This window comes from Bradyrhizobium sp. CW1 (assembly GCF_023100665.1).
GTDB classification, from domain to species: domain Bacteria; phylum Pseudomonadota; class Alphaproteobacteria; order Rhizobiales; family Xanthobacteraceae; genus Bradyrhizobium; species Bradyrhizobium canariense_D.
In genome coordinates this window covers 3,877,779-3,897,717 of record NZ_CP064684.1, presented here as the reverse complement: position 1 = coordinate 3,897,717, position 19,939 = coordinate 3,877,779, and the positions used below count along the sequence as shown (strand labels likewise).

General features: G+C 63.8%; 19 protein-coding genes. 4 read left to right on the top strand and 15 right to left on the bottom strand.

Features of this window, described 5'->3' with window-relative positions; translation table 11 throughout:
- Window positions 1-45: 45 nt before the first annotated feature.
- Entirely contained in the window at window positions 46-1,782 is a 1,737-nt protein-coding gene (locus IVB54_RS19085; RefSeq protein WP_018458045.1) for an adenylate/guanylate cyclase domain-containing protein, read from the bottom strand.
- Between the two features lie 324 nt (window positions 1,783-2,106).
- On the opposite strand from IVB54_RS19085, the gene IVB54_RS19080 reads away from it, so the two are divergent.
- Entirely contained in the window at window positions 2,107-4,299 is a 2,193-nt protein-coding gene (locus IVB54_RS19080) for a lytic transglycosylase domain-containing protein (RefSeq protein WP_247336756.1), read from the top strand.
- A 91-nt stretch (window positions 4,300-4,390) separates the two neighbouring features.
- On the opposite strand, the gene IVB54_RS19075 is transcribed toward IVB54_RS19080, so the two are convergent.
- The 3 genes from IVB54_RS19075 to IVB54_RS19065 form a co-directional block, all read right to left on the bottom strand.
- Entirely contained in the window at window positions 4,391-4,681 is a 291-nt protein-coding gene (locus IVB54_RS19075) for a hypothetical protein (RefSeq protein WP_231188451.1), read from the bottom strand.
- A gap of 66 nt (window positions 4,682-4,747) precedes the next feature.
- On the bottom strand, window positions 4,748-4,936 hold the full coding sequence (locus tag IVB54_RS19070) for a hypothetical protein (RefSeq protein ID WP_039800268.1): 189 nt from the start codon (window positions 4,934-4,936) through the stop codon (window positions 4,748-4,750).
- On the bottom strand, window positions 4,933-5,301 hold the full coding sequence (locus IVB54_RS19065; RefSeq protein ID WP_247777446.1) for a hypothetical protein: 369 nt from the start codon (window positions 5,299-5,301) through the stop codon (window positions 4,933-4,935). The genes IVB54_RS19070 and IVB54_RS19065 overlap by 4 nt, the downstream gene beginning before the upstream one ends.
- A 744-nt stretch (window positions 5,302-6,045) precedes the next feature.
- Here IVB54_RS19065 and IVB54_RS19060 point away from each other — a divergent pair.
- The 3 genes from IVB54_RS19060 (at window position 6,046) to IVB54_RS19050 (ending at window position 9,621) form a co-directional block, all read left to right on the top strand.
- Window positions 6,046-8,481, top strand: coding sequence for a PAS domain-containing sensor histidine kinase (locus tag IVB54_RS19060; protein WP_026233490.1), 2,436 nt, complete (start codon window positions 6,046-6,048; stop codon window positions 8,479-8,481).
- A complete protein-coding gene (locus tag IVB54_RS19055) occupies window positions 8,478-9,149 on the top strand; it encodes a response regulator transcription factor (RefSeq protein WP_018458051.1) in 672 nt (223 codons plus the stop codon). Before IVB54_RS19060 ends, IVB54_RS19055 begins: the two co-directional genes overlap by 4 nt.
- An 85-nt stretch (window positions 9,150-9,234) precedes the next feature.
- The gene (locus tag IVB54_RS19050) at window positions 9,235-9,621 is read left to right on the top strand and encodes a response regulator (RefSeq protein ID WP_018458052.1); all 387 of its coding nucleotides are present in this window, start codon (window positions 9,235-9,237) and stop codon (window positions 9,619-9,621) included.
- A gap of 32 nt (window positions 9,622-9,653) precedes the next feature.
- On the opposite strand, the gene IVB54_RS19045 is transcribed toward IVB54_RS19050, so the two are convergent.
- The 11 genes from IVB54_RS19045 to IVB54_RS18995 form a co-directional block, all read right to left on the bottom strand.
- Window positions 9,654-10,622 carry a tripartite tricarboxylate transporter substrate binding protein BugD gene (locus IVB54_RS19045; RefSeq protein WP_085353215.1) on the bottom strand — a complete coding sequence of 323 codons (969 nt, stop codon included), beginning with the start codon at window positions 10,620-10,622 and terminating at the stop codon, window positions 9,654-9,656.
- A gap of 86 nt (window positions 10,623-10,708) precedes the next feature.
- Window positions 10,709-11,950, bottom strand: coding sequence for a threonine synthase (locus tag IVB54_RS19040; RefSeq protein ID WP_247777445.1), 1,242 nt, complete (start codon window positions 11,948-11,950; stop codon window positions 10,709-10,711).
- Window positions 11,951-12,095: 145 nt separating this feature from the next.
- The gene (lpdA, locus tag IVB54_RS19035) at window positions 12,096-13,517 is read right to left on the bottom strand and encodes a dihydrolipoyl dehydrogenase (RefSeq protein WP_247777444.1); all 1,422 of its coding nucleotides are present in this window, start codon (window positions 13,515-13,517) and stop codon (window positions 12,096-12,098) included.
- A 17-nt stretch (window positions 13,518-13,534) separates the two neighbouring features.
- On the bottom strand, window positions 13,535-13,741 hold the full coding sequence (locus IVB54_RS19030) for a hypothetical protein (protein WP_018458056.1): 207 nt from the start codon (window positions 13,739-13,741) through the stop codon (window positions 13,535-13,537).
- Between the two features lie 48 nt (window positions 13,742-13,789).
- Window positions 13,790-15,139, bottom strand: coding sequence for a pyruvate dehydrogenase complex dihydrolipoamide acetyltransferase (locus IVB54_RS19025; RefSeq protein WP_247397145.1), 1,350 nt, complete (start codon window positions 15,137-15,139; stop codon window positions 13,790-13,792).
- A 60-nt stretch (window positions 15,140-15,199) separates the two neighbouring features.
- Window positions 15,200-15,652: a nucleoside deaminase gene (locus tag IVB54_RS19020; RefSeq protein WP_247397142.1), complete on the bottom strand. Its 453-nt coding sequence runs from the start codon at window positions 15,650-15,652 to the stop codon at window positions 15,200-15,202.
- Between the two features lie 2 nt (window positions 15,653-15,654).
- The gene (locus tag IVB54_RS19015; RefSeq protein WP_007590623.1) at window positions 15,655-15,957 is read right to left on the bottom strand and encodes a DUF5076 domain-containing protein; all 303 of its coding nucleotides are present in this window, start codon (window positions 15,955-15,957) and stop codon (window positions 15,655-15,657) included.
- Window positions 15,958-15,960: 3 nt separating this feature from the next.
- Window positions 15,961-17,349: a pyruvate dehydrogenase complex E1 component subunit beta gene (locus tag IVB54_RS19010; protein WP_026233491.1), complete on the bottom strand. Its 1,389-nt coding sequence runs from the start codon at window positions 17,347-17,349 to the stop codon at window positions 15,961-15,963.
- 29 nt (window positions 17,350-17,378) lie between these two features.
- Window positions 17,379-18,401 (bottom strand): pyruvate dehydrogenase (acetyl-transferring) E1 component subunit alpha, encoded by a 1,023-nt coding sequence (pdhA, locus tag IVB54_RS19005; protein WP_247397139.1) that lies wholly within the window; start codon window positions 18,399-18,401, stop codon window positions 17,379-17,381.
- 311 nt (window positions 18,402-18,712) lie between these two features.
- Window positions 18,713-19,030 (bottom strand): septum formation initiator family protein, encoded by a 318-nt coding sequence (locus tag IVB54_RS19000; RefSeq protein WP_007590617.1) that lies wholly within the window; start codon window positions 19,028-19,030, stop codon window positions 18,713-18,715.
- Window positions 19,031-19,239: 209 nt separating this feature from the next.
- Window positions 19,240-19,791: an NADPH-dependent FMN reductase gene (locus IVB54_RS18995; RefSeq protein WP_085353225.1), complete on the bottom strand. Its 552-nt coding sequence runs from the start codon at window positions 19,789-19,791 to the stop codon at window positions 19,240-19,242.
- Between the last annotated feature and the right edge of the window lie 148 nt (window positions 19,792-19,939).

Below are 19,939 nucleotides of genomic sequence, written 5' to 3'. Positions count from 1 at the left end.
GCGAACATCGTTATCGAGTAGAATCAATTTTTCCCGCGCGGCCGACTATTTCTGCTCCAACCGCCAGGCGCCGTCCCAGCCCTCGTCCGGCGGATGGGCCTCGAACCGCGTGATACGAGCAAGCATTGCCCGCGAGGGGCCGTCGCCTGGGACGGCTTCAAGTGCCGCGTTGAAGCCGGCGCGGGCCTCGTCGAAGCGGCGGGCGCGATAGGCGGCGAGGCCTTCGGCGTAGTGAGAACGCAGGCTCTCATGCGCGGCCGTGAGTGCGCCTGCCCGGCCCATCACCTCGAAGATCGTTTGCGGCGCGCTCTGGCCGGCGACCGCAAGACGGTCGACCTCGCGCAATCCGAGGTGCGAGCCGATCGCGTCCGCCGTCGCCTGCGAGATCAGGATACGGGTGCCATAGGTCTTGTTGACGGCCTCCAGTCGTGAGGCGAGGTTCACGGCGTCGCCCATCACGGTGAAGCTCATCATCAGCTCGGAGCCGATGCTGCCGGTCAGGACCTCGCCGGTGGCGATGCCGATCCGCAGATCGCAAAGCCCGGGCATGGCGCGGATGCCGAGCAGATCCGGCAATTGCTTCTGCAGCGCGGGCACCTGATCGGCCATTTCGATCGCAGCAAGGCCTGCGAGCAGCGCCGGCTCTTCCTCCTCGATGAAGGGAGGGCCCCAATAGGCCATGATGGCGTCGCCGATATATTTGTCGATGATGCCGCGGTTGCTCCTGATCGGACCGGACATGACGGTAAAATAGTGGTTCATCACCTTGACCAGGCCGCGCGGGGTCATGCCCTCGCTCATCGCGGTGAAGCCGCTCATGTCGCAGAACATGATGGTCATCACCCGGCGCTGACCGTCGACGGCGACCTCCGGCCGGTCAATCAGCCCCTGCACCACCTTGGGATCGATGTAGCGGCCAAAGGTCTCGCGGATGCGCTCGTTCTGGCGCAATTGCTCGACCATGCGATTGAAGGCGGAGGCGAGTTCGCCAATCTCGTCCTGCGTCGAGACACTGATGGTCTTGTCGAAGCGGCCCGCCTCGACTTCGCGGGTGCCGGCCAGCAAGAGCCGGACCGGTCGCGTGATCCCGGTGGAGACCATGATCGCAAAGGCAAGTCCGACGATCGCCGCGAGGATGGTCACGATGCCCGAGACGATGATCGCCTGGCGCTGATGGCGGATCACCTGCGCGGTGCTCACGAACACCTGCGAGAGCATCTCGGCGCGGATCGCATCGATCCGCTGGGTGAAGAGATCGCGGAGCGCGTCCACATGGACGAGCACGTCGCGCGTGGCCGCAAAGTCCTTGGCATCGAGCAGCCGGAGCAGCTTGGCGTCCTCCTCGTCGAGTTCGCGGCGAAGCTCCTTGACTGCATTCTCGATGCGCGTCTCGATCCGGGCGAGTGCCGCGTTGTCCGACGGTGTGCTCTCATCGTCGATGATCGCGTTGATCAGCTTTCGCGCGGCTTCGGCCTCCTGCTCGACCTGGGCGTCCGTTTCCCTGAAGATCTTCAGCCGCGCCGCAAAGCCCTCCTCGTCCGGCGGCGTTTGCATTTTGGCGATCACCATGCGCCGCATCGCCAGCGCCCGCTCCAGCGAACGCACATTGGACCGCGCCAGGTGGCCGTAAGCCGGAATATACCGCGCGGTCAGCTCATCCAGAAGATGGCCGACGCGGCTGGACATCACCATCGACAGGATCGCGGTGACGACCATCAGGATGATGAGGCCGAGCGCAATCCCGACGATCTTGCGCCGGATCGACTGGTTGAAAATCGGCATGGGCGCGGGACAATGGGCTGAAGGGGAAAGGCTTTGGAACCCAATACAACGGATTTGCCGCCGGGAATACGCGCAATTTGGCCGCTTCGAGGCGTCCTGAACCGCCGCAACCGTCGCGCGAGCCGTATTCGTTAATGAAGGTTAAGAGACCCGCTCGCCCCGCCGTTGCACAGGTTCCCTGGCTCCATCCGTATTTCGCCGCATTGTTGGAACAGCTTCAGGATGCGAAACGACGTCGTGTCACCATTTTGACGCCGTTTTGATTCTCGAGCCGCATCTCGTCGCGGACTTTGGTTTGTACTGGTTTCGCAGGGGGACCACGGAATGAACCAGTGCCTACGCTCGCTCGCGTGTGTCGTTGCCGTGGCCGCTTTGGCCTTCATCCCTACAGAGCTGGCAGCGAAGAGCGGTCACAAATCGTCCGCGCCGAAGAAGACGCATGAGGCGAAAACCGGCAAGCAGCGCCACGCCTCCGCCGGCAAGGCGCGGCACGGCAAGCATGCCGAGGCCAAGCGCAAGTCGAAGAAGCAGGACGACGCGCCCTCGGACAAGCCGGCAGCCCCGCCGCTGACTGGCGATCTCGCCGCGCTGAAGGATGCCATCGATCTCGCGCGGAAGGGCAAGACCGAGGACGCCAGCGCGGCGCGCGACCGCATTGCCGACCCGGCCGGACAGAAACTCGCCGACTGGTTTATGCTGCGCCATTCCGAAAGCACGGCGAATTTCAAGCGCTACGCCGCCTTCCTCGCCGCCAATCCGGACTGGCCGAGCAGCGCGCTGCTCCGCCGCCGCGCCGAGGCGCGGCTGTGGCAGGAGAAGGCCAACGCGGCGACCGTGCACAAATTCACGATGGACCGGCCGACCAGCGCCAAGGGCAAGTTCGCGCTCGCCCGCGTGCTGATGACCGAGGGCGACAGCGACAGGGCCGCGCGTCTCGTGCGCGATGCCTGGCGCACGGACGAATTGTCCGAGCGCAGTGAGGAGGATTCCTACCAAGCGTTCCGCGATCTCCTGACCGCCGAGGATCATCGCGCCCGCATGGACAAGCGGCTCGGCGCCAAGGACTATGCGGGGGCGCGGCGCGCAGCCAAGCGGCTCGGCGAGGATGCGCTCGCGATCGTCAAGGCCTGCGCCGCAGTCACCGGCAAGGCCAGCAAGGCCAAGGATTACCTGGAGGACATTTCGGCCGAGGCGCGCCGCGACCTCGGCTATGTGCTGTGCCGCGCGCAATGGCATCTCCAGAATGACCGCATCGACGACGCGGCCGAGGTGATCCTGGCCGCCGCGCCCGATACGATGGCGGCGCAAGACACCGACGCCTGGTGGCGCGAGCGCCGCCTGCTCGCGCGAAAGCTGCTCGACCAGGGCAAGTTCAAAACCGCCTATGATTTGGTGCGCTCGGCAGCCGTGCCCGCGATGGAGGTCTATCGCGCCGACTATCACTTCATGTGCGGCTGGATCGCGCTGCGCTATCTCGATGATCCCAAGGCGGCGATGACGCATTTCGCCGCGATCGACGAAGGCTCCGCCAATCCGATCGCGCTGTCGCGCGCGCATTATTGGCGCGGCCGCGCGGCCGAGGCAATGAACGCACCGGCCGATGCGCGCCTGAGCTATCAGGCGGCGGCGCGCTATCCGACCGCCTATTACGGCCAGCTCGCCCGCGCCAGGCTCGGTCTCGACCGCATCGAGCTGCGTGCGCCCTCGCCCGTGCTGGCAGCAGTCGACGCGCCGCCCGCGGACGAGCGCGTGCGCGCCGCCGACATGCTCTACGGCGTCGGTGAGCGCGACATGGTGTTTTACTTCGCCGAGGATTTTGCCAAGGAGAGCACCGACGTCGCCGCACTCGAAGCGCTCGGCGAGCTCGCCGGCCGGCGCAACGATGCGCGCGTGATGCTGGAGGTCGGCAAGTCGGCGCTGGCGCGCGGGCTCGCGCTCGATCACTACGCCTTCCCGACCATCGGCATCCCTGAACATAAGCAGGTGGCGCCCGCGATCGATCCCAGCGTGATCTATTCGGTGGCGCGCACCGAAAGCTCGTTCGACCAGCGCGACAAATCGGCCGCCAACGCAGTCGGGCTGATGCAGGTGACGCCGGAAGCGGGCCGCGACACCGCAAAGCGCTTCGGCCTGACCTATGACTGGGACAAGATGGTCTCCGATCCCGTCTACAACACGCAGATGGGCGCGGCCGAGCTCAGTGCGCTCATGTCGGAATATCGCGGCAACCAGATCATGACCTTCGCCGGCTACAATGCCGGCCGGGGCCGCGTGCGCGAATGGGTGCAGGCGCGCGGCGACCCCAGGGATCCCAAGGTCGATCCGGTCGACTGGGTCGAGCGCATCCCGCTGTCGGAGACGCGCAACTACGTCCAGCGCGTGATCGAGAACGTGCTGGTCTATCGTGCGAGGTTTGAGGCCAGCAGCGTCGTCGCGGCGAAGTCCGAGCAGCGCGTTACGACGCCGAACAGGGGCGCGATGCCGACGACGGCATCGGCCGCAGCCGCCGCGCCCTAGCTTCGCGACGCCGGGGCTGGACGCGGCGTGAAGCTGGATGCAGTGACTGCGACCGACCTCTCTGCGCGGGTCCGCATCGTTTGGCGAGCCGTCACCTCCTTCCGTGGTCAGAGGGTTCGTACGCGCGCAGAAATGCTTCCGTCAGCGAGCGCGAGAGCGCGCCCGTCTGCAGTATCCAGTTCCAGCTCGACACCGTGATCGCTTCGAGCGAACTGCGGTAAGGCCAGAGCATTTCCACCGCCGTCTGCTGATATCGACGGTAGCAATCATAGTCGCAGTACCGCCGCTCAGCGGGCACATGGCGGACGTAACTCGCGCCCAGCGGCTGCGCGCACGCGCTGCAGGTACCGCCGTGGCGAGGCCCTTCCTGATTGACGAACATGAATCTCATCGCGATGTCCTCTCGCCCGGACGGCAAATCCACCGCCCGTTTCGCCCTCCTATCCGCTCAAGACGCCGCTCGTGTGCGCCCCTCGATCAGCGGCGCAGCTTCGCCATGAAGCGCGTAACACTCGTAGCCGCAGTAGGGCAGCAGCGTCTTCGCATCGCGCAGATAGCCGCCGCTGATCTCCTCGCAGCACCAGAGGCAGGACGTTTTGCGAAAAGGGGTCCTGCCGTTCACCAATATGAACCTCATGTGGCACCTCCGAGCGCAAAGCAGTAGACCGTGTCGACGAGAGAGGCGGACGGCGGCGGCGCGCAAAGATGGTTGCGGCCGTCGGGATTATCCCTGTTTCGCTCGACCTTCTGAGGCGGAATGAGGATGTATTTCCCGTCTTCCCGGCGCAGCGCGTAGATGCTCCCCTCGACCCGCCGTATCTCGGTCGGGTAGCAGTCGGCGTTGTTGCAGCAAGTCAGCACCGGATTGTCCGGCAGGTGCCAACTCGAATAGAACTGCTCGTGGAGGAGCAGATCCCGAGGCGGATGACGATGTGCGCCATCCTGTCCGGCCTCGTCCGCCTCCGCTCCAGTCATCAACGAAAGCGGCAGCGTGATCGCCAAGAGGAGCTTGCAACAACGGTTCAACGCGCAGCCTCCCGATACAGAATTGCCGAACGCAGCAGATCCGGTGACTGGTGCTTACGCCGCCTGAGACCGAAACAGCCATCGGCGATCGCGTTCGCGGCGCGCTCTGAAGCGATCGAGACATTTCCGGGAGCAAAGCGGCGCTCGCCAGGAATAATACCGGATCAGGCCGAACTTCCCGCTGCAGACGGCGCAGCTTTTTGCGGCGGAAGGGCGCTCGGAGTGTTCGGGCTTATCGCACATGATCCTCTCCTCCTGGCCTCTGATGGGCGCCTCTGACGGTCGAGGATCCCCACGGGCGCTGATGCACAATCATCACGTTCGTCAACGAAATGCGGCTTCTCAATCGTGACCAGATCATCGGCAAGTCAGCGCCAGCGGAGGCGAAGCTGGCCTCTTGAGTGCACGACCCCGCGCTACTCAACTGTTCAAGCGTTGCGATCGACACCACTGGATTGCCGGTGAGACTAGTCCCCATGTGACGGGCCGCTCAATTGTACGGAGGTAAATGCAGCGTATGACTAGGATTGCGCGACCTATACATAGGTTTGTCCGGTGATTTACCGGAGTTTCGTCCGCTCGCAACGAGACGGCGCAACGCTGGCAAGCTGCACGGAGCCCGCGAACTTTCGATGCGGAATCCTGCTTTGATCAGGGAATTGCCCCTGCTGTCGCAAAGTGCTCTACTCTCCCTGCCCCACGCGGGCCGGGACGCTTGCGATGATGCCTGGCCAGATCGCAAAACTAGGGAATTCGGCCGCGCAATTCCTGCTCGGCGGCCTTGCGGCGCTTCGATCTCTCGGCAATGCGGGGAAAGGCGAGTCCGCGACTGGGGATGGCTGGCGGCAGGACAATGCCGACCTGCGCGACGCCGTGAAGCAATGGCGACAAGTGTTCGAGCACAATCCGGTCATGTATTTCATGGTCGATCCGGCCGGAACGGTGCTCAACGTAAATACATTTGGCGCCGCGCAACTGGGCTACACGGCGGCCGAGTTGACCGGCCAATCTGTGCTGAACGTCTTTTTCGAAGAGGACCGCGATTTCGTCCGTCGCTGTGTCGGGCTGTGCCTGGAAACCGTGGACCAGTCGCACACCTGGGAGATTCGCAAGGTCCGGAAGGACGGCTCGGTTCTCTGGGTCCGTGAGAACGCCAAGGCCATGCGACGCGGCGACGGCACGCCGATCGTGCTGGTCGCCTGCGAAAACATCACCCAGCGCAAGGAGGCGGAGGATGCGCTGCGGCAGAGCGAGGCCTACCTTGCCCAAGCGCAGGAGTTGAGCCGCACCGGCAGCTTCGGCCTGAGCCTGGCAACCCGCGAGGCCGTCTGGTCCAGGGAGACCTTTCGCATCTTCCAATGTGACCCGCAGGTCAAACCGACGCTCGATTTCGTTTTCCAGCGCATTCATCCGGAAGATCGCAATGCGGTCAGCAAGACCCTTGATCGGGCCTTCCGTGAGGTCGGCGATTTCGACCATGAATATCGCCTGCTGATGCCCGATGGAACCATCAAATATCTCCATTCCGTGGCACGCGTGGTGAGACATGGATCCGGCCACATCGAGTTTGTCGGAGCGGTCACTGACGTCACTACGGCAAAGGAAACCGAACAGCGGCTGCGTCGCAGCGAAGCCTATCTGACCGAAGCCCAGCGCCTCAGCCACACGAGCAGCTGGGCCTGGAACGTGCGCAGTCAGGAGTTTGCCTACCGATCGGCCGAACTCTATCGCCTGTTCGGATTCAACCCGGACCAGATCGATCTGTCGGCGCAGGCTTTCCAACAACGGATCCTCGCCGAAGACTTTCGCCGGATCGTCGATGTGGAACGTCAGGCAATCCGGCAAAAGCAGCCTTTCGAAGTTGATTTTCGGATTTTGCGTCCGGACGGTTCCGTACGACACGTCCATACGGAGGGGCATCCCGTCGTCGGCGGGGACGGCGATGTCACGGAAATCATCGGCACCCACGTCGATGTCACCGAGCAGTTTGCCGCCAGACAAGCGCTGCAAAAAGCCTTTGACGAGCTCAAGCTGTCCGAGCAGCGATTTCGCGACTATGCCGAAACCGCCTCGGACTGGTTTTGGGAGAGCGGGCCGGACCACCGTATCACACGGATTTCGGAACATGCCGACACGGCCGGTCCCGTGCCCACGGGCGTGATCGGCCTCGCCCGTTGGGACATTCCACCCGATGCCGAGCTCGAGCCCGAGAAGTGGGAGCGGCATCGCGCGACGCTCGATGCCCACCTTCCGTTTCGCGACCTGGTCTACCGAAGCAAGGATCGCAACGGATCTCCGATCTACGTGCGCACCAGCGGCAAGCCCTTGCACGACGCGAACGGCAACTTTCTCGGTTATCGTGGCGTCAGCAGCGACGTGACGGCGGCCATCCGCGCCGAGCAGGCCGAAGAAGCGCTGCGCAAGGCGCAAGCCGAACTAGCTCACGTGACGCGTGTCACGATGCTCGGCGAACTCACGGCCTCGATCGCCCACGAGATCAATCAGCCCTTGGCCGCCGTGATCTCCAATGCGGATGCCTGTATCGGATGGCTCGGCCGCGAACCAGCCCAACTGAATGCCGCACGCCGTTCCGTGGAATGGATCGTCGAGGACGCCAATCGCGCCAGCGAGGTGATCCGCCGGATCAGAACGCTTGCGAAGAAGACCGAGATCGAGATGGCTCCGGTCGACATGAACCAGCTCGTCAGGGAGACGGTGGCGCTCGTCCGCCGCGAGCTTGCCACCCATGCCGTGTCGGTACGAATGGAGCTGGCGTCCGCTCTACCCAGCGTTTGCGGCGACCGGATCCAGCTGCAGCAGGTGCTGATCAACCTGGTCATGAACGGGATTGAAGCCATGCACGCCAATGTGGACCGTCCGCGCGAGCTTGCGATCCGCTCCAGCCAGGCGAGCGAGCACGGCGAAGGCCGCATGCTCCTGATCGTGACAGACAGCGGGGTCGGCCTCGGCGACGGCGCGACGGAGCGCATCTTCACACCTTTCTTCACGACAAAGCCGAGCGGCCTGGGGATGGGACTGTCGATCTGCCGATCGATCATCGAGGCTCATGCGGGCCGGCTCTCGGCCTTCCCCAATGACGGAAGCGGAGCAACATTCCAGATTGCCCTGCCCTTGCCGATCGAGGACACGTCGTGACCGACCTTCCCAAGGTGGCGACGGTGCAGACGAGTTCCGACGATCCGATCGTCTTGATCGTCGACGACGATCCATCGATGCGCCGTGCGCTCACCAACCTCTTTCAATCCGTCGGCCTCAAGGTCGAGGCTTTCGGCTCCGCGGCGGAGATCATGGAAGCCAAGCCACCGGCGGTCCCCAGCTGCCTTGTGCTCGACATCCGCCTGCCGGGCTCAAGCGGCTTTGACCTGCAGTCGGACCTAGCGAAGGCGAACATTCACACGCCCATTATCTTCATCACCGGTCATGGTGATATTCCGATGACCGTCAGGGCCATGAAGAGCGGCGCCATCGATTTTCTGACCAAGCCGGTGCGCGACCAGGACATGCTGGATGCGGTTCAGGCCGCGATCGAACGGGATCGCAAGCGACGCAATGCCGAGGAGTCGGTCGCGGGAGTGCGGTCCCGATTCGAGGGTTTAAGCGCGCGCCAGCGCGACATCCTCGCCCTGGTGGCGTCCGGCCTGATGAACAAGCAAGTCGCTGCCGAGCTCGGATTGGCTGAGATTACCGTCAAGATCTACCGCGGGCAGATCATGCGGAAAATGGGCGCCAAGTCGTTGGCCGATCTCGTCAGAATGGTGGAGGCGCTCGGAATCTCACGCCCGGGCGGAAAGGTGCAAACCTAAGTATGCTTTTCAAGCTCGCTCCAAGGGCTCACTTTCGTCAAGTGCGGCACCGTGATCGGCGGCTCCCCGATCAGGAGCGATCATCTTGTCAATCCCCTCGGCCATTTCCGTCATCGACGATGATCGATCAGTCCGCCTTGCGACCAATAATCTGCTGACGTCGCGGGGATACACGGTCAACATATTTCGCTCCGCTGACGAATTTCTTCAATCGGCCGAACTGAAGACGACGTCCTGCGTGATCGCGGATGTGCAGATGTCGTTGATGGGCGGCCTTGAGCTCTTGACGCACATGCGCAGCCTTGGTCACCACACGCCCTTCATTTTCATGACGGCTTTTCCCGACGATGCCGTGCGCGACCGCGCGCTGAAAGCGGGCGCTATCTGCTTTCTGGCGAAGCCGTTCTCCACGCCCGCTCTGCTTGAATGTCTGCGGATGGCCCTGTCCGGCTCCGATCAAACCGAGACGTGATACGCTGGCGCCGAGCCCTGGCGACACGGCGCTCACTCCACCTTGATGTTCGCCGCCTTGATCATTGGCCACCACTTCGCGATCTCCGCCTTCTGGCGGGCGCCCAGGGCCTCGGGCGTGAGCTGATCCTGGGGTGTCATCTCAAGCCCCTGACTTTCGAGCTGCTTCTTCACGCCGGGATCGTTCAGCGCTTCCACGGCAGCGGCATTGAGCTTGGCGACGATCGCCTTTGGCGTGCCCTTCGGCACCCACATGCCGGACCAGAGCGTCATGTTGAAGCCCTTCAGGCCCGCCTCCTCCGCCGTCGGGATGTCGGGCGCCGACGACAGGCGCCTGTCATCGGTGATGGCGTAGGCGCGAATGGTGCCGGCGCGGACCTGGTTGATGGAGTTCGAGGTCTGGTCGACGATGACGTCGATCTGGCCGGCAATGAGATCGTTCAGGGCGGGCGCGGTGCCGCGATACGGTACGTATTGCAGCTTGATGCCGCTGACGCTCTCGAAATAGACCCCGGCGATGTGGCTACCCGAGCCCGCGCCGGCGGTGCCGGCGGTCGGCGGCGACGGTCGCGACTTCAGCCAGTCCAGCAGCTCCTTCAGCGAGGTCGCGGGCACCGCGTTCTTGCTGACGACGATCATCGGATTGCTCGGCAGCAGCACCACCGGCTCCAGGTCCGCGACCAAGTCGTAATTGAGCTTGTAGACGGCGCCGTTGGCAACGTGGGTGCCGAGATGGCCGAACGAGATCGTGTAGCCGTCGGGGGCCGAATGCACGGCGCGGCCGACGCCGATCGAGCCGCCCGCGCCGGTGACGTTCTCGATCACCAGCGGCTGCCCAAGCGATGTCCGCATCCGCTCGGCAAGCACTCGCGCCATCGCATCCGACGGACCGCCGGCGGCGAAGGGAACGATGATGGTGATGGGACGCGAGGGATAGTCGTCGGCGCGCGCGGCGCCTGCAACAGCGAGAATAGCAATCAGCGCAGCCCAGGCGGCCTTCATTGTCTTCTCCCAGCAATGTCATTGTTGTTTTAGTCTCTTCCCGCGTACGGGAAGAGGGATCGTTCCTGAAGGGACGAAATGCCGCGCTAGAACTGCGAATAGTCGATCGGCTTGTGGCGATCGAGCGTGCGGGTGACCGGCGGCAGCGGGTATTTCAGGCCGGTGGCGCAGTTGAACAGCATCACGCGGTCGGACTTGCTGACGCGGCCGTCGGCGAGGCTGTCCTTGTAGGCGGCGTAGGTGGCAGCACCTTCGGGGCAGAGCAACAGCCCCTCCTCGCGCGCGACCTCGCTGAGCGCCGATGAGATCTTATCGTCGTCGACGGCAATGGCAAAACCGTTGCTCTGCCGCACCGCGCGCAAAATGAGAAAGTCGCCGATCGCCTGCGGCACGCGAATGCCTGACGCGATGGTGTGAGCGTCCTCCCAGCGCGTCGCATGCTCGGTGCCGGCCTCATAGGCGCGCACCATGGGGGCGCAGCCGGAGGCTTGCACCGCGACCATGCGCGGGCGCTTGCTGCCGATGAAGCCGATCTTCTCTAGTTCGTCGAACGCCTTCCACATGCCGATCAAGCCGGTGCCGCCGCCGGTCGGATAGAAGATCACGTCGGGCACGTCCCAGCCGAGCTGCTCGGCGAGTTCGAGCCCCATCGTCTTCTTGCCTTCGATGCGGTACGGCTCCTTCAAGGTCGAGGTGTCGAACCAGCCGACTTTCGCCTCGCCCTCGCCGACGATCTTGCCGCAATCGTCGATATAGCCGTTGACGCGGTAGACGGTGGCGCCCTGCAGCTCGATCTCGCTGACGTTCACCTCCGGCGTATCGGCCGGGCAGAAGATCGTGGTCTTGATGCCGCAGGAGGTCGCATAAGCCGCGAGCGCCGCGCCGGCATTGCCGTTGGTCGGCATCGCCATATGCTTGATGCCGAGCGCCTTGCCCATCGACACCGCCATCACGAGGCCGCGCGCCTTGAACGAGCCGGTCGGCAAGCGCCCCTCGTCCTTGACGATGATCTCGCCGCCGCCGAGTTTTGCACCGAGCTTGGGCAGCCGGATCAGCGGCGTCGTGACCTCGCCGAGCGAGACGATATCCCGACATTTACGCACCGGCAAAAGCTCGCGGTAGCGCCACATGTCGGCGGGGCGCTGGGCGAGCGCGTCTTTCGTCAGCGCCGTCTTCACACCGGCAAGGTCGTAGCGCACCAGCAGCGGCTTGCCGGCCTTAGAGAGGTTGTGGACCCGGTCGGCGGCGTAATGATCGCCCTCCATCGCGCATTCGAGATGGGTGACGAAGGTCGGGCGTTCGATGGTGAGGTTGTCGTTGTCTTGCATGGGGTGATTTCCTTCTTGTTTTGCAAACAGATCCCTCCGCTCGTCATTGCGAGCGCAGCGGAGCAATCCAGAGTCTTTCCGCGGAGGCAGTCTGGATTGCTTCGCTTCGCTCGCAATGACGGTGGTGGGCGGCGATGCGCGCCCGTCAAATATTCAGCACCCGTCCATACGCATCCAGCACGGCTTCCTTCATCATCTCCGACAGGGTCGGATGCGGGAACACCGTGTGCATCAGCTCCTCTTCCGTGGTCTCAAGGTTCATGGAGACGACGTAGCCCTGGATCAGCTCGGTGACCTCCGCGCCGATCATGTGGGCGCCAAGCAGCTGGCCGGTCTTCTTGTCGAAGATCACCTTGACCAAGCCCTGGTCCTCGCCGAGCGCGATGGCCTTGCCGTTGCCGACGAAGGGGAAGCGGCCGACGCGGATCTCGCGGCCGTTCTCCTTGGCCTTGGCTTCGGTGAGGCCGACGGAGGCCACCTGCGGCTGACAATAGGTGCAGCCCGGGATCAGGTTCTTGTCCATGGCGTGCGGATGCAGGCCCTTGATCGCCTCGACGCAGATCACGCCTTCATGTTCGGCCTTGTGAGCCAGCATCGGCGGCCCCGCGACATCGCCGATGGCATAGATGCCGGGGATGTTGGTCTTGCCGTAGCCGTCGATCACGATGACGCCGCGATCCGTTTTCACGCCGAGCTTCTCGAGTCCAAGGTTCTCGATGTTGCCGACGACGCCGACCGCCGAGATCACACGCTCGAACTCGGTCGTCACAGGCTTGCCCTTGCCGTCGTCAATGGTAGCGACGACGCTGTCGGCCTTCTTCTCGAGCTTGGTCACCTTGGTCGAGGACAGGATCTTGATGCCCTGCTTCTCGAAACGCTTGCGGGCCAGGCCGGCGATCTCGGCGTCCTCCACCGGCAGGATCTGCGGCAGCACTTCGACCACGGTGACGTCCGAGCCCATGGTGTGGAAGAAGGAGGCGAACTCGATGCCGATCGCGCCGGAGCCGACGACCAGCAGCGATTTCGGCATCCGCTCCGGCACCATCGCCTCGAAATAAGTCCAGATCAGCTTCTTGTCGGGTTCGAGGCCCGGCAGCACCCGCGGCCGCGCGCCGGTCGCGACGATAATGTGTTTGGCCTGATACGTCCCCTCGCCCAGCGCACCCTTGGGGCCCTCGACGTCCGACTTCTTCACGGTGACTTTGCCGGGCGCATCGATCGAGGCCGCGCCCCAGATCACGCTGACCTTGTTCTTCTTCATCAGGAAGCCAACGCCATCGTTCAGCCGCTTCGAGACACCGCGCGAGCGCTGCACCACCGCCTTCGGGTCGAACGAGACGTTGTCGGCCGACAGGCCGTAATCCTTGGCGTGCTGCATGTAGTGGTAGATCTCGGCCGAGCGCAGCAGCGCCTTGGTCGGGATGCAGCCCCAGTTCAGGCAGATGCCGCCGAGATAGGATTTCTCGACGATCGCGACCTTGAAGCCGAGCTGGGCGGCGCGGATTGCGGTGACATAGCCGCCCGGACCGGAGCCGATGATGATGATGTCGAAGGATGTCTCGGCCATGGCGGCTCCCATTCAACTCAAGAGGCGCCGCGGGCGCGGCGCTTGATCAGAAAAGACCTCACCAGCCATTCGAGCATCGTCGCCAAAGCCATTACGGCCAAGGCAATCAGCACGACCGGCTGGGCGATGTTCCGTGCCAGTTGTTCACCGGCAAAGAACGCGGAGTAAAGAAGATCGAGCCCAATCGGGTTGAGCGCGACGACTGCTCCAAGCAGCAGCGACATCCATGGCCAGCGGGTACGGACATGCAACGGTGCCCCCTCTACCGCGCGTCAGACCATCATCATGACGGGATTTTCGATCAGCTGCTTGAAGGCGCCGATCAGTTCCGCGCCGAGCGCGCCGTCGATGGCGCGGTGATCGCAGGACAGGGTCACGCTCATCATGTTCGCGATCTCGATCTTGCCGCCGCGGACTACAGGCCGCTCCTCGCTGGTGCCGACCGCGAGGATGGTCGCATGCGGCGGATTGATCACGGCAGTGAAGTGGCTGATGCCGAACATGCCGAGGTTCGAGACGGCCGTCGTGCCGCCCTGGTACTCTTCGGGCTTCAGCTTGCGCGAGCGGGCGCGTGTCGCAAAATCCTTCATCTCGTTGGAGATGGTCGATAGCGTCTTGGTCTCCGCCTTGCGGATAATCGGCGTGATCAGGCCGCCGGGCATTGCCACCGCAACACCGACGTCCGAATGGTGGTGCTTGACCATGCCGGATTCGGTCCAGCTCACATTGCAATTCGGGATCTTCTGCAGCGCGACCGCCATCGCCTTGATGACGAAGTCGTTGACCGAGATCTTGTAGAGCGGCTTCTTCTCCTTGTCCTTGGGAGCAGCCGTATTGATCTCCTCGCGCGCGGCGAGCAGCTTGCCGATGTCGCAGTCGATCGTGAGATAGAAGTGCGGGACGTTCTGGATCGACGCGGTTAGACGCTGCGCAATCGTGCGGCGCATGCCGTCATGCGGGATGACCTCGTAGGAGCCGGGTTCGAACAGCGACAGGATCTGCTTGTCCGACATGGTCGGCGCGGTCGAGGGTGCGCCTGACGGCGTCGCCGCGGGAGCCTTCAGGCCTTTGCCGGACTTGGCCTGCTCGACGTCGCGTGCCACCACGCGGCCATGCGGGCCGGTGCCAGTCACCATCGCAACATCGACGCCGGCTTCCTTGGCGAGCCGGCGCGCCAGCGGCGAGGAGAACACGCGGCCGGCATGGCCGTTGCTCTGCGCAGCCGGTGCTGCGGCCTGCGGTGCAGGTGCTGCGGCGGGCGCCGGCGCGGCCTTGGGCGCAGCAGGCGCAGGAGCCGATGCAGCAGCAGGGGCTTCAGCAGCTTTCGGAGGCGCGGCGGAGGCACTGGGCTTGGCGGCACCTGCCGCCTTCACGTCCTCGCCCTCGCCGGCCAGCACCGCGATCACGTCGTTGACAGGCACGTCCTGCGTGCCCTCTGGCACGAGAATCCTGGCGATCGTGCCCTCGTCGATGGCCTCGACCTCCATGGTCGCCTTGTCGGTCTCGATCTCGGCGATGATGTCGCCGGATTTGACCTTGTCGCCTTCCTTCTTCAGCCACTTGGCGAGGTTGCCCTTCTCCATCGTCGGCGAAAGAGCGGGCATCAGGATGTTGATGGGCATGCTGACCTCAAGAAGAACTTTGCAAAAATCCGTCTCCGGACCGAAGACGAACAGACCAGGTTAGTTGCCGATGTCGCCCCGCCACAGGCGCTCATTGGCAGGGATGGAACGCCAATTCTTCATCATGGTGATGGAGCGGTCGTCGGCAAGGTCGATCCAGGAGATGCCGAACTTGTCGAGAATGTCCTTGGAGCCCTCGAAGGTGACGGACTCTCCAATAACCACAAGCTTGACCTTGAACAGTGAGAGCGCACCGGCACACATCGCGCATGGCGACAGCGTGGTGTACATGACGGTATCGTGGAACGAAATCGCACCCGCCTCGCGCAGGCAACTCATCTCGCCGTGCAGGATCGGGTTGTTCTCCTGCACCCGGTTGTTGTGGCCGCGGGCGATGACCTTGTTGTCGCGGGTCAGCACGGCGCCGATCGGCAGGCCGCCTTGCGCAATCGAGGCTTCCGCCTCGCGGATCGCCTCCAGCATGAAATCGAAATGATAGGATTCGATCGCCACGGTCAGTGCCCCTTCCCGCGCGGCGTCGTGGTGCCGGTGTCGGTGGGACGCTCGATCTCGGCCTGGAACATCTCGATGATCCGGTTCAGCGCGTCCTCCTCGGTGTATTCGCTCTCGCGCGCATAGGCGCGCGCGGCGTGACGGGCGAGATCGACGAGCAGCAGGCCCCACATGTCGGGCTCGTCGAAGGCCCGCTGGAACGCCATCGACAGCCCGCCGTCCAGCACGAACACGCGCAGGATCTCGACCGCGTCGTCGCGGACGAGGACGTCGGGTGGCAATGGCTGCTCCTTCGGACCCGCCATGGTCTACCTGTAGCAGACGGCTTTGGCGGCCTCGACCACTTCGGCAGCCGAAGGCAGCGCGAGCTTTTCCAGGTTCGCGGCATACGGCATCGGCACGTCCTTGCCGGAGACCCGGGTTACAGGCGCATCCAGATAGTCGAAGGCATGCTCCATGATCCGCGCGGCGATCTCGGCGCCGACACCGCTCTGGGCCCAGCCCTCTTCCACCGTGACGGCACGTCCCGTCTTTTTGACGGAGTTGACGATGGTGTCGGTGTCCATCGGACGCAGCGTGCGCAGGTCGATCACTTCGGCCTCGATGCCGTCCTTGGCGAGTTCGTCGGCGGCCTTCAGCGCGTAGCTCATGCCGTTCGACCACGAGATGATCGTGACATGGCTGCCGGAGCGCACGATGCGCGCCTTGCCGATCGGAATCACGAAATCGTCGAGCTTCGGCACCTCGCCAGTGTGGCCGTAGAGCATCTCGTTCTCGAGGAAGATCACCGGATTGGGATCGCGGATCGCAGCCTTGAGCAGGCCCTTGTAATCAGCGGCCGAGAACGGCGCGACGACCTTGAGGCCCGGGACGTTGGAATACCAGGACGAATAATCCTGGCTGTGCTGGGCGGCCACGCGGGAAGCGGCGCCGTTGGGCCCGCGGAATACGATGGAGCAGCCCATCTGGCCGCCGGACATATAGAGCGTCTTGGCCGCGGAGTTGATGATCTGGTCGATCGCCTGCATAGCGAAGTTGAAGGTCATGAACTCGACAATCGGCTTCAACCCGGTCATCGCGGCGCCGACGCCGATGCCGGCAAAGCCGTGCTCCGTGATTGGCGTGTCGATGACGCGCTTGGCGCCGAATTCCTGAAGCAGCCCTTGCGTCACCTTGTAGGCGCCTTGGTATTCGGCAACCTCTTCGCCCATCACGAAGACGTCGGCGTCGCGGCGCATCTCTTCGGCCATAGCATCGCGCAGGGCTTCGCGGATGGTCTGCGTCACCATCTCGGTGCCGGCGGGCACTTCCGGGTCGGGTTCTGCGACGGCCTGCGGCGCCGGCGCAGCCTTGGGAGCTGGAGCCTCGGTCTTCGCGGCGGCAGGGGCTACGGATTCGGCAGCCTTCTGCTGCTGGGCAGGCGCGGGCGCCTTGGCGAGATCGGCGGCACTTTCGCCATCGGCCAGAATTGTCGCGATCGGTGTGTTCACGGCCACGTCGGCGGTGCCCTCGGGGATCAGGATCTTGCCGAGCGTACCTTCATCGGTCGCCTCGACCTCCATGGTCGCCTTGTCGGTCTCGATCTCGGCGATGACGTCGCCGGACTTGATCGTCTCACCCTCCTTTTTCAGCCATTTGGAGAGGTTGCCCTTCTCCATCGTGGGCGACAACGCGGGCATCAGCACTTGAATTGGCATATCGGCTCCAAAAGAAAGCTTGCGCGCGTTCAGCGGTAAATATCGGTCCAGAGCTCGGCGGCATCCGGCTCGGGATCATGCTGGGCGAAATCGGCGGACGCGTTGACGATGTCGCGCACCTCGGCGTCGATCGCCTTCAGATCCTGCTCGCTGACCTTGGCGGCCAACAGGCGGTTGCGCACCTGCTCGATCGGATCCTGGTCGTGGCGGACTTTTTCGACCTCCTCGCGCGTTCTGTACTTTGCGGGATCGGACATCGAGTGGCCGCGATAACGGTAGGTCTGCATCTCCAGGATGAAGGGTCCCTTGCCGGCGCGGCACCAGGCCGCCGCCTCGTCGCCGGCGGCCTTCACGGCGCGGACGTCCATGCCGTCGACCTGCCGGCCGGGAATGTTGAAGGAGGCGCCGCGCTTGGAGAAATCCTGCTGCGCCGAGGCGCGCGAGACCGAAGTGCCCATGGCGTAGCGGTTGTTCTCGATGACGTAGATCACCGGCAGCTTCCAGAGCTCCGCCATGTTGAAGCTCTCATAGACCTGGCCCTGGTTGGCCGCGCCGTCGCCGAAATAGGTGACGCTGACATTGTCGTTGTCGCGATAGTGATTGGCGAAAGCGAGCCCGGTGCCGAGCGAGACCTGTGCGCCGACGATGCCGTGGCCGCCGTAAAAGTGCTTCTCCTTGCTGAACATATGCATGGAGCCGCCCTTGCCCTTGGAATAGCCGCCGCGACGGCCGGTGAGCTCGGCCATGACGCCTTTGGCCTCCATGCCGGTGGCGAGCATATGGCCGTGATCGCGATAGCCGGTGATGACCTGATCGCCCGGCTTCAGGGCCATCTGCATCCCGACCACCACGGCCTCCTGGCCGATATAAAGGTGGCAGAAGCCGCCGATCGCGCCCATACCGTAGAGCTGGCCGGCCTTTTCCTCGAACCGCCGGATCAGGAGCATGTCGCGGAGCGCCTTGAGCTCCTGCTCTCTGGTGAATTCCGGGGGCGAACCGCCGTCGGTCTTGTCCTGTGCAGTACTCGCGGCGGCTTTCTTGGGTGCGGCCATGGGAATTCCGGGTCAGAGAAAACTTCAGCCCTGTCTAACCCAAGTCAAACGCCCTTGGAAAGCACCGCGGCGGCATGGCACGCCTTTCATTATGCCGCACTGCAACGCGATCGTAATATTGCAAAATCTTTGACGCGGATCGGGCAACATTTAGCTCCCCGACTCCCGCATCGTGTGTGGAATACCGATCGCAGACCCGCTCACGTCAGCCGCAGGAAGCAACGGGCTGCTTGCATATCGCAATCGCGCTGGCTCGATGGAGTCAGCGGCAGACCGCAAACCCCGCAAATGGCGCTTGTGCCGCTCGCGTGTCAGTTCGCCGGGATCGTCCGGACGAGATCGCGCGGATTGACGTAGTCGAGCTGGAAGCGCGCCCGCTCGTCCAGCATGTCGGGGTCGATCTTCGCGGAGCGCAGCAGCGAAACGCGCTGCTCGCTCCTGGCGCGCTCGCGCTTGAGCTGCGCCAGTTCGCTGGTCAGCGCCACGATCTCCTGGTCGAGCTCCTGGCGGGCGTTGAGGCCGTATTTGCCGGTATAGGCGTTGACGCCGAAATAGCCGACGATGGCGGCCGCCATCGCATAGAGGGCAAGACCGGTCAGGATCGATTTCAGGCGCGCGCGGGAGACCATCCTGGGAAGATGGGACAGGTTGGTTAAGGGCGTGCTAATTGCCCGCCCGCTTGGCGTTCCAATGCCTGGCTCAGCCGTCATGCCCGGCCTTGTGCCGGGCATCCACGTTCTTCGTCAATTTGGCAAAGACGTGGATGGCCGGGACATCTAGCGCGAAGACGCGCTTCGCGTTTTTGCCCGGCCATGACGGAGACCCGGGGTTCGCGGCCTCAGCCGTGATGCTTCGCGACGTGCACCGCAAACGCGTCGATATAGGCCTGGAGCACCGGCTTCAAGGACTCCTTGGTCAGGTTGCCGTCGGCATCGAACGCGTCGCCCACCCCGTTCAGATAGGCCTCCGGCTGCTGCATGATCGGGCCGGAAATGCCCGGCAGGATGTTCTGGAGCGTCTTGGCGGCACTGACGCCGCCGAGCGGGCCCGGCGAGTTCGCGATGATGCCCACCGGCTTGTCGTTGAACGAGCTCTTGCCATAGGGCCGCGAGGCGACGTCGATGGCGTTCTTCAGCACCCCCGGGATCGCGCGATTGTATTCCGGCGTGACGAAGATGACGCCGTCCGATTTCTGGATTTTTTCGCGGAAAGACAGCCAATCCGCCGGCGGCGCTCCCTCGAGGTCCTGGTTGAAGAACGAGATGCCGGCCGGCGTGATGACCTCGAGCTTGAGCGAGGCCGGCGCGAGCTTGGCGAGCGCATTGGCGATCTTGAGCGAAAAGCTGTCCTTGCGCAGGCTGCCGGCGATCGTGACGATATTGTAGGCCATGGAGTGTCCTCGAAATCTTCAGCGGGAGTGCCGGGTCGGCACTTAAGCGATCTCGACCGATAGATGCAAGTGCATGGACCGGTCGGATTTGGAAACGCTGGGTTTCTGAACGGTTGCCCAAACAATCAGGCCGCCAAGTGGCGGCCCG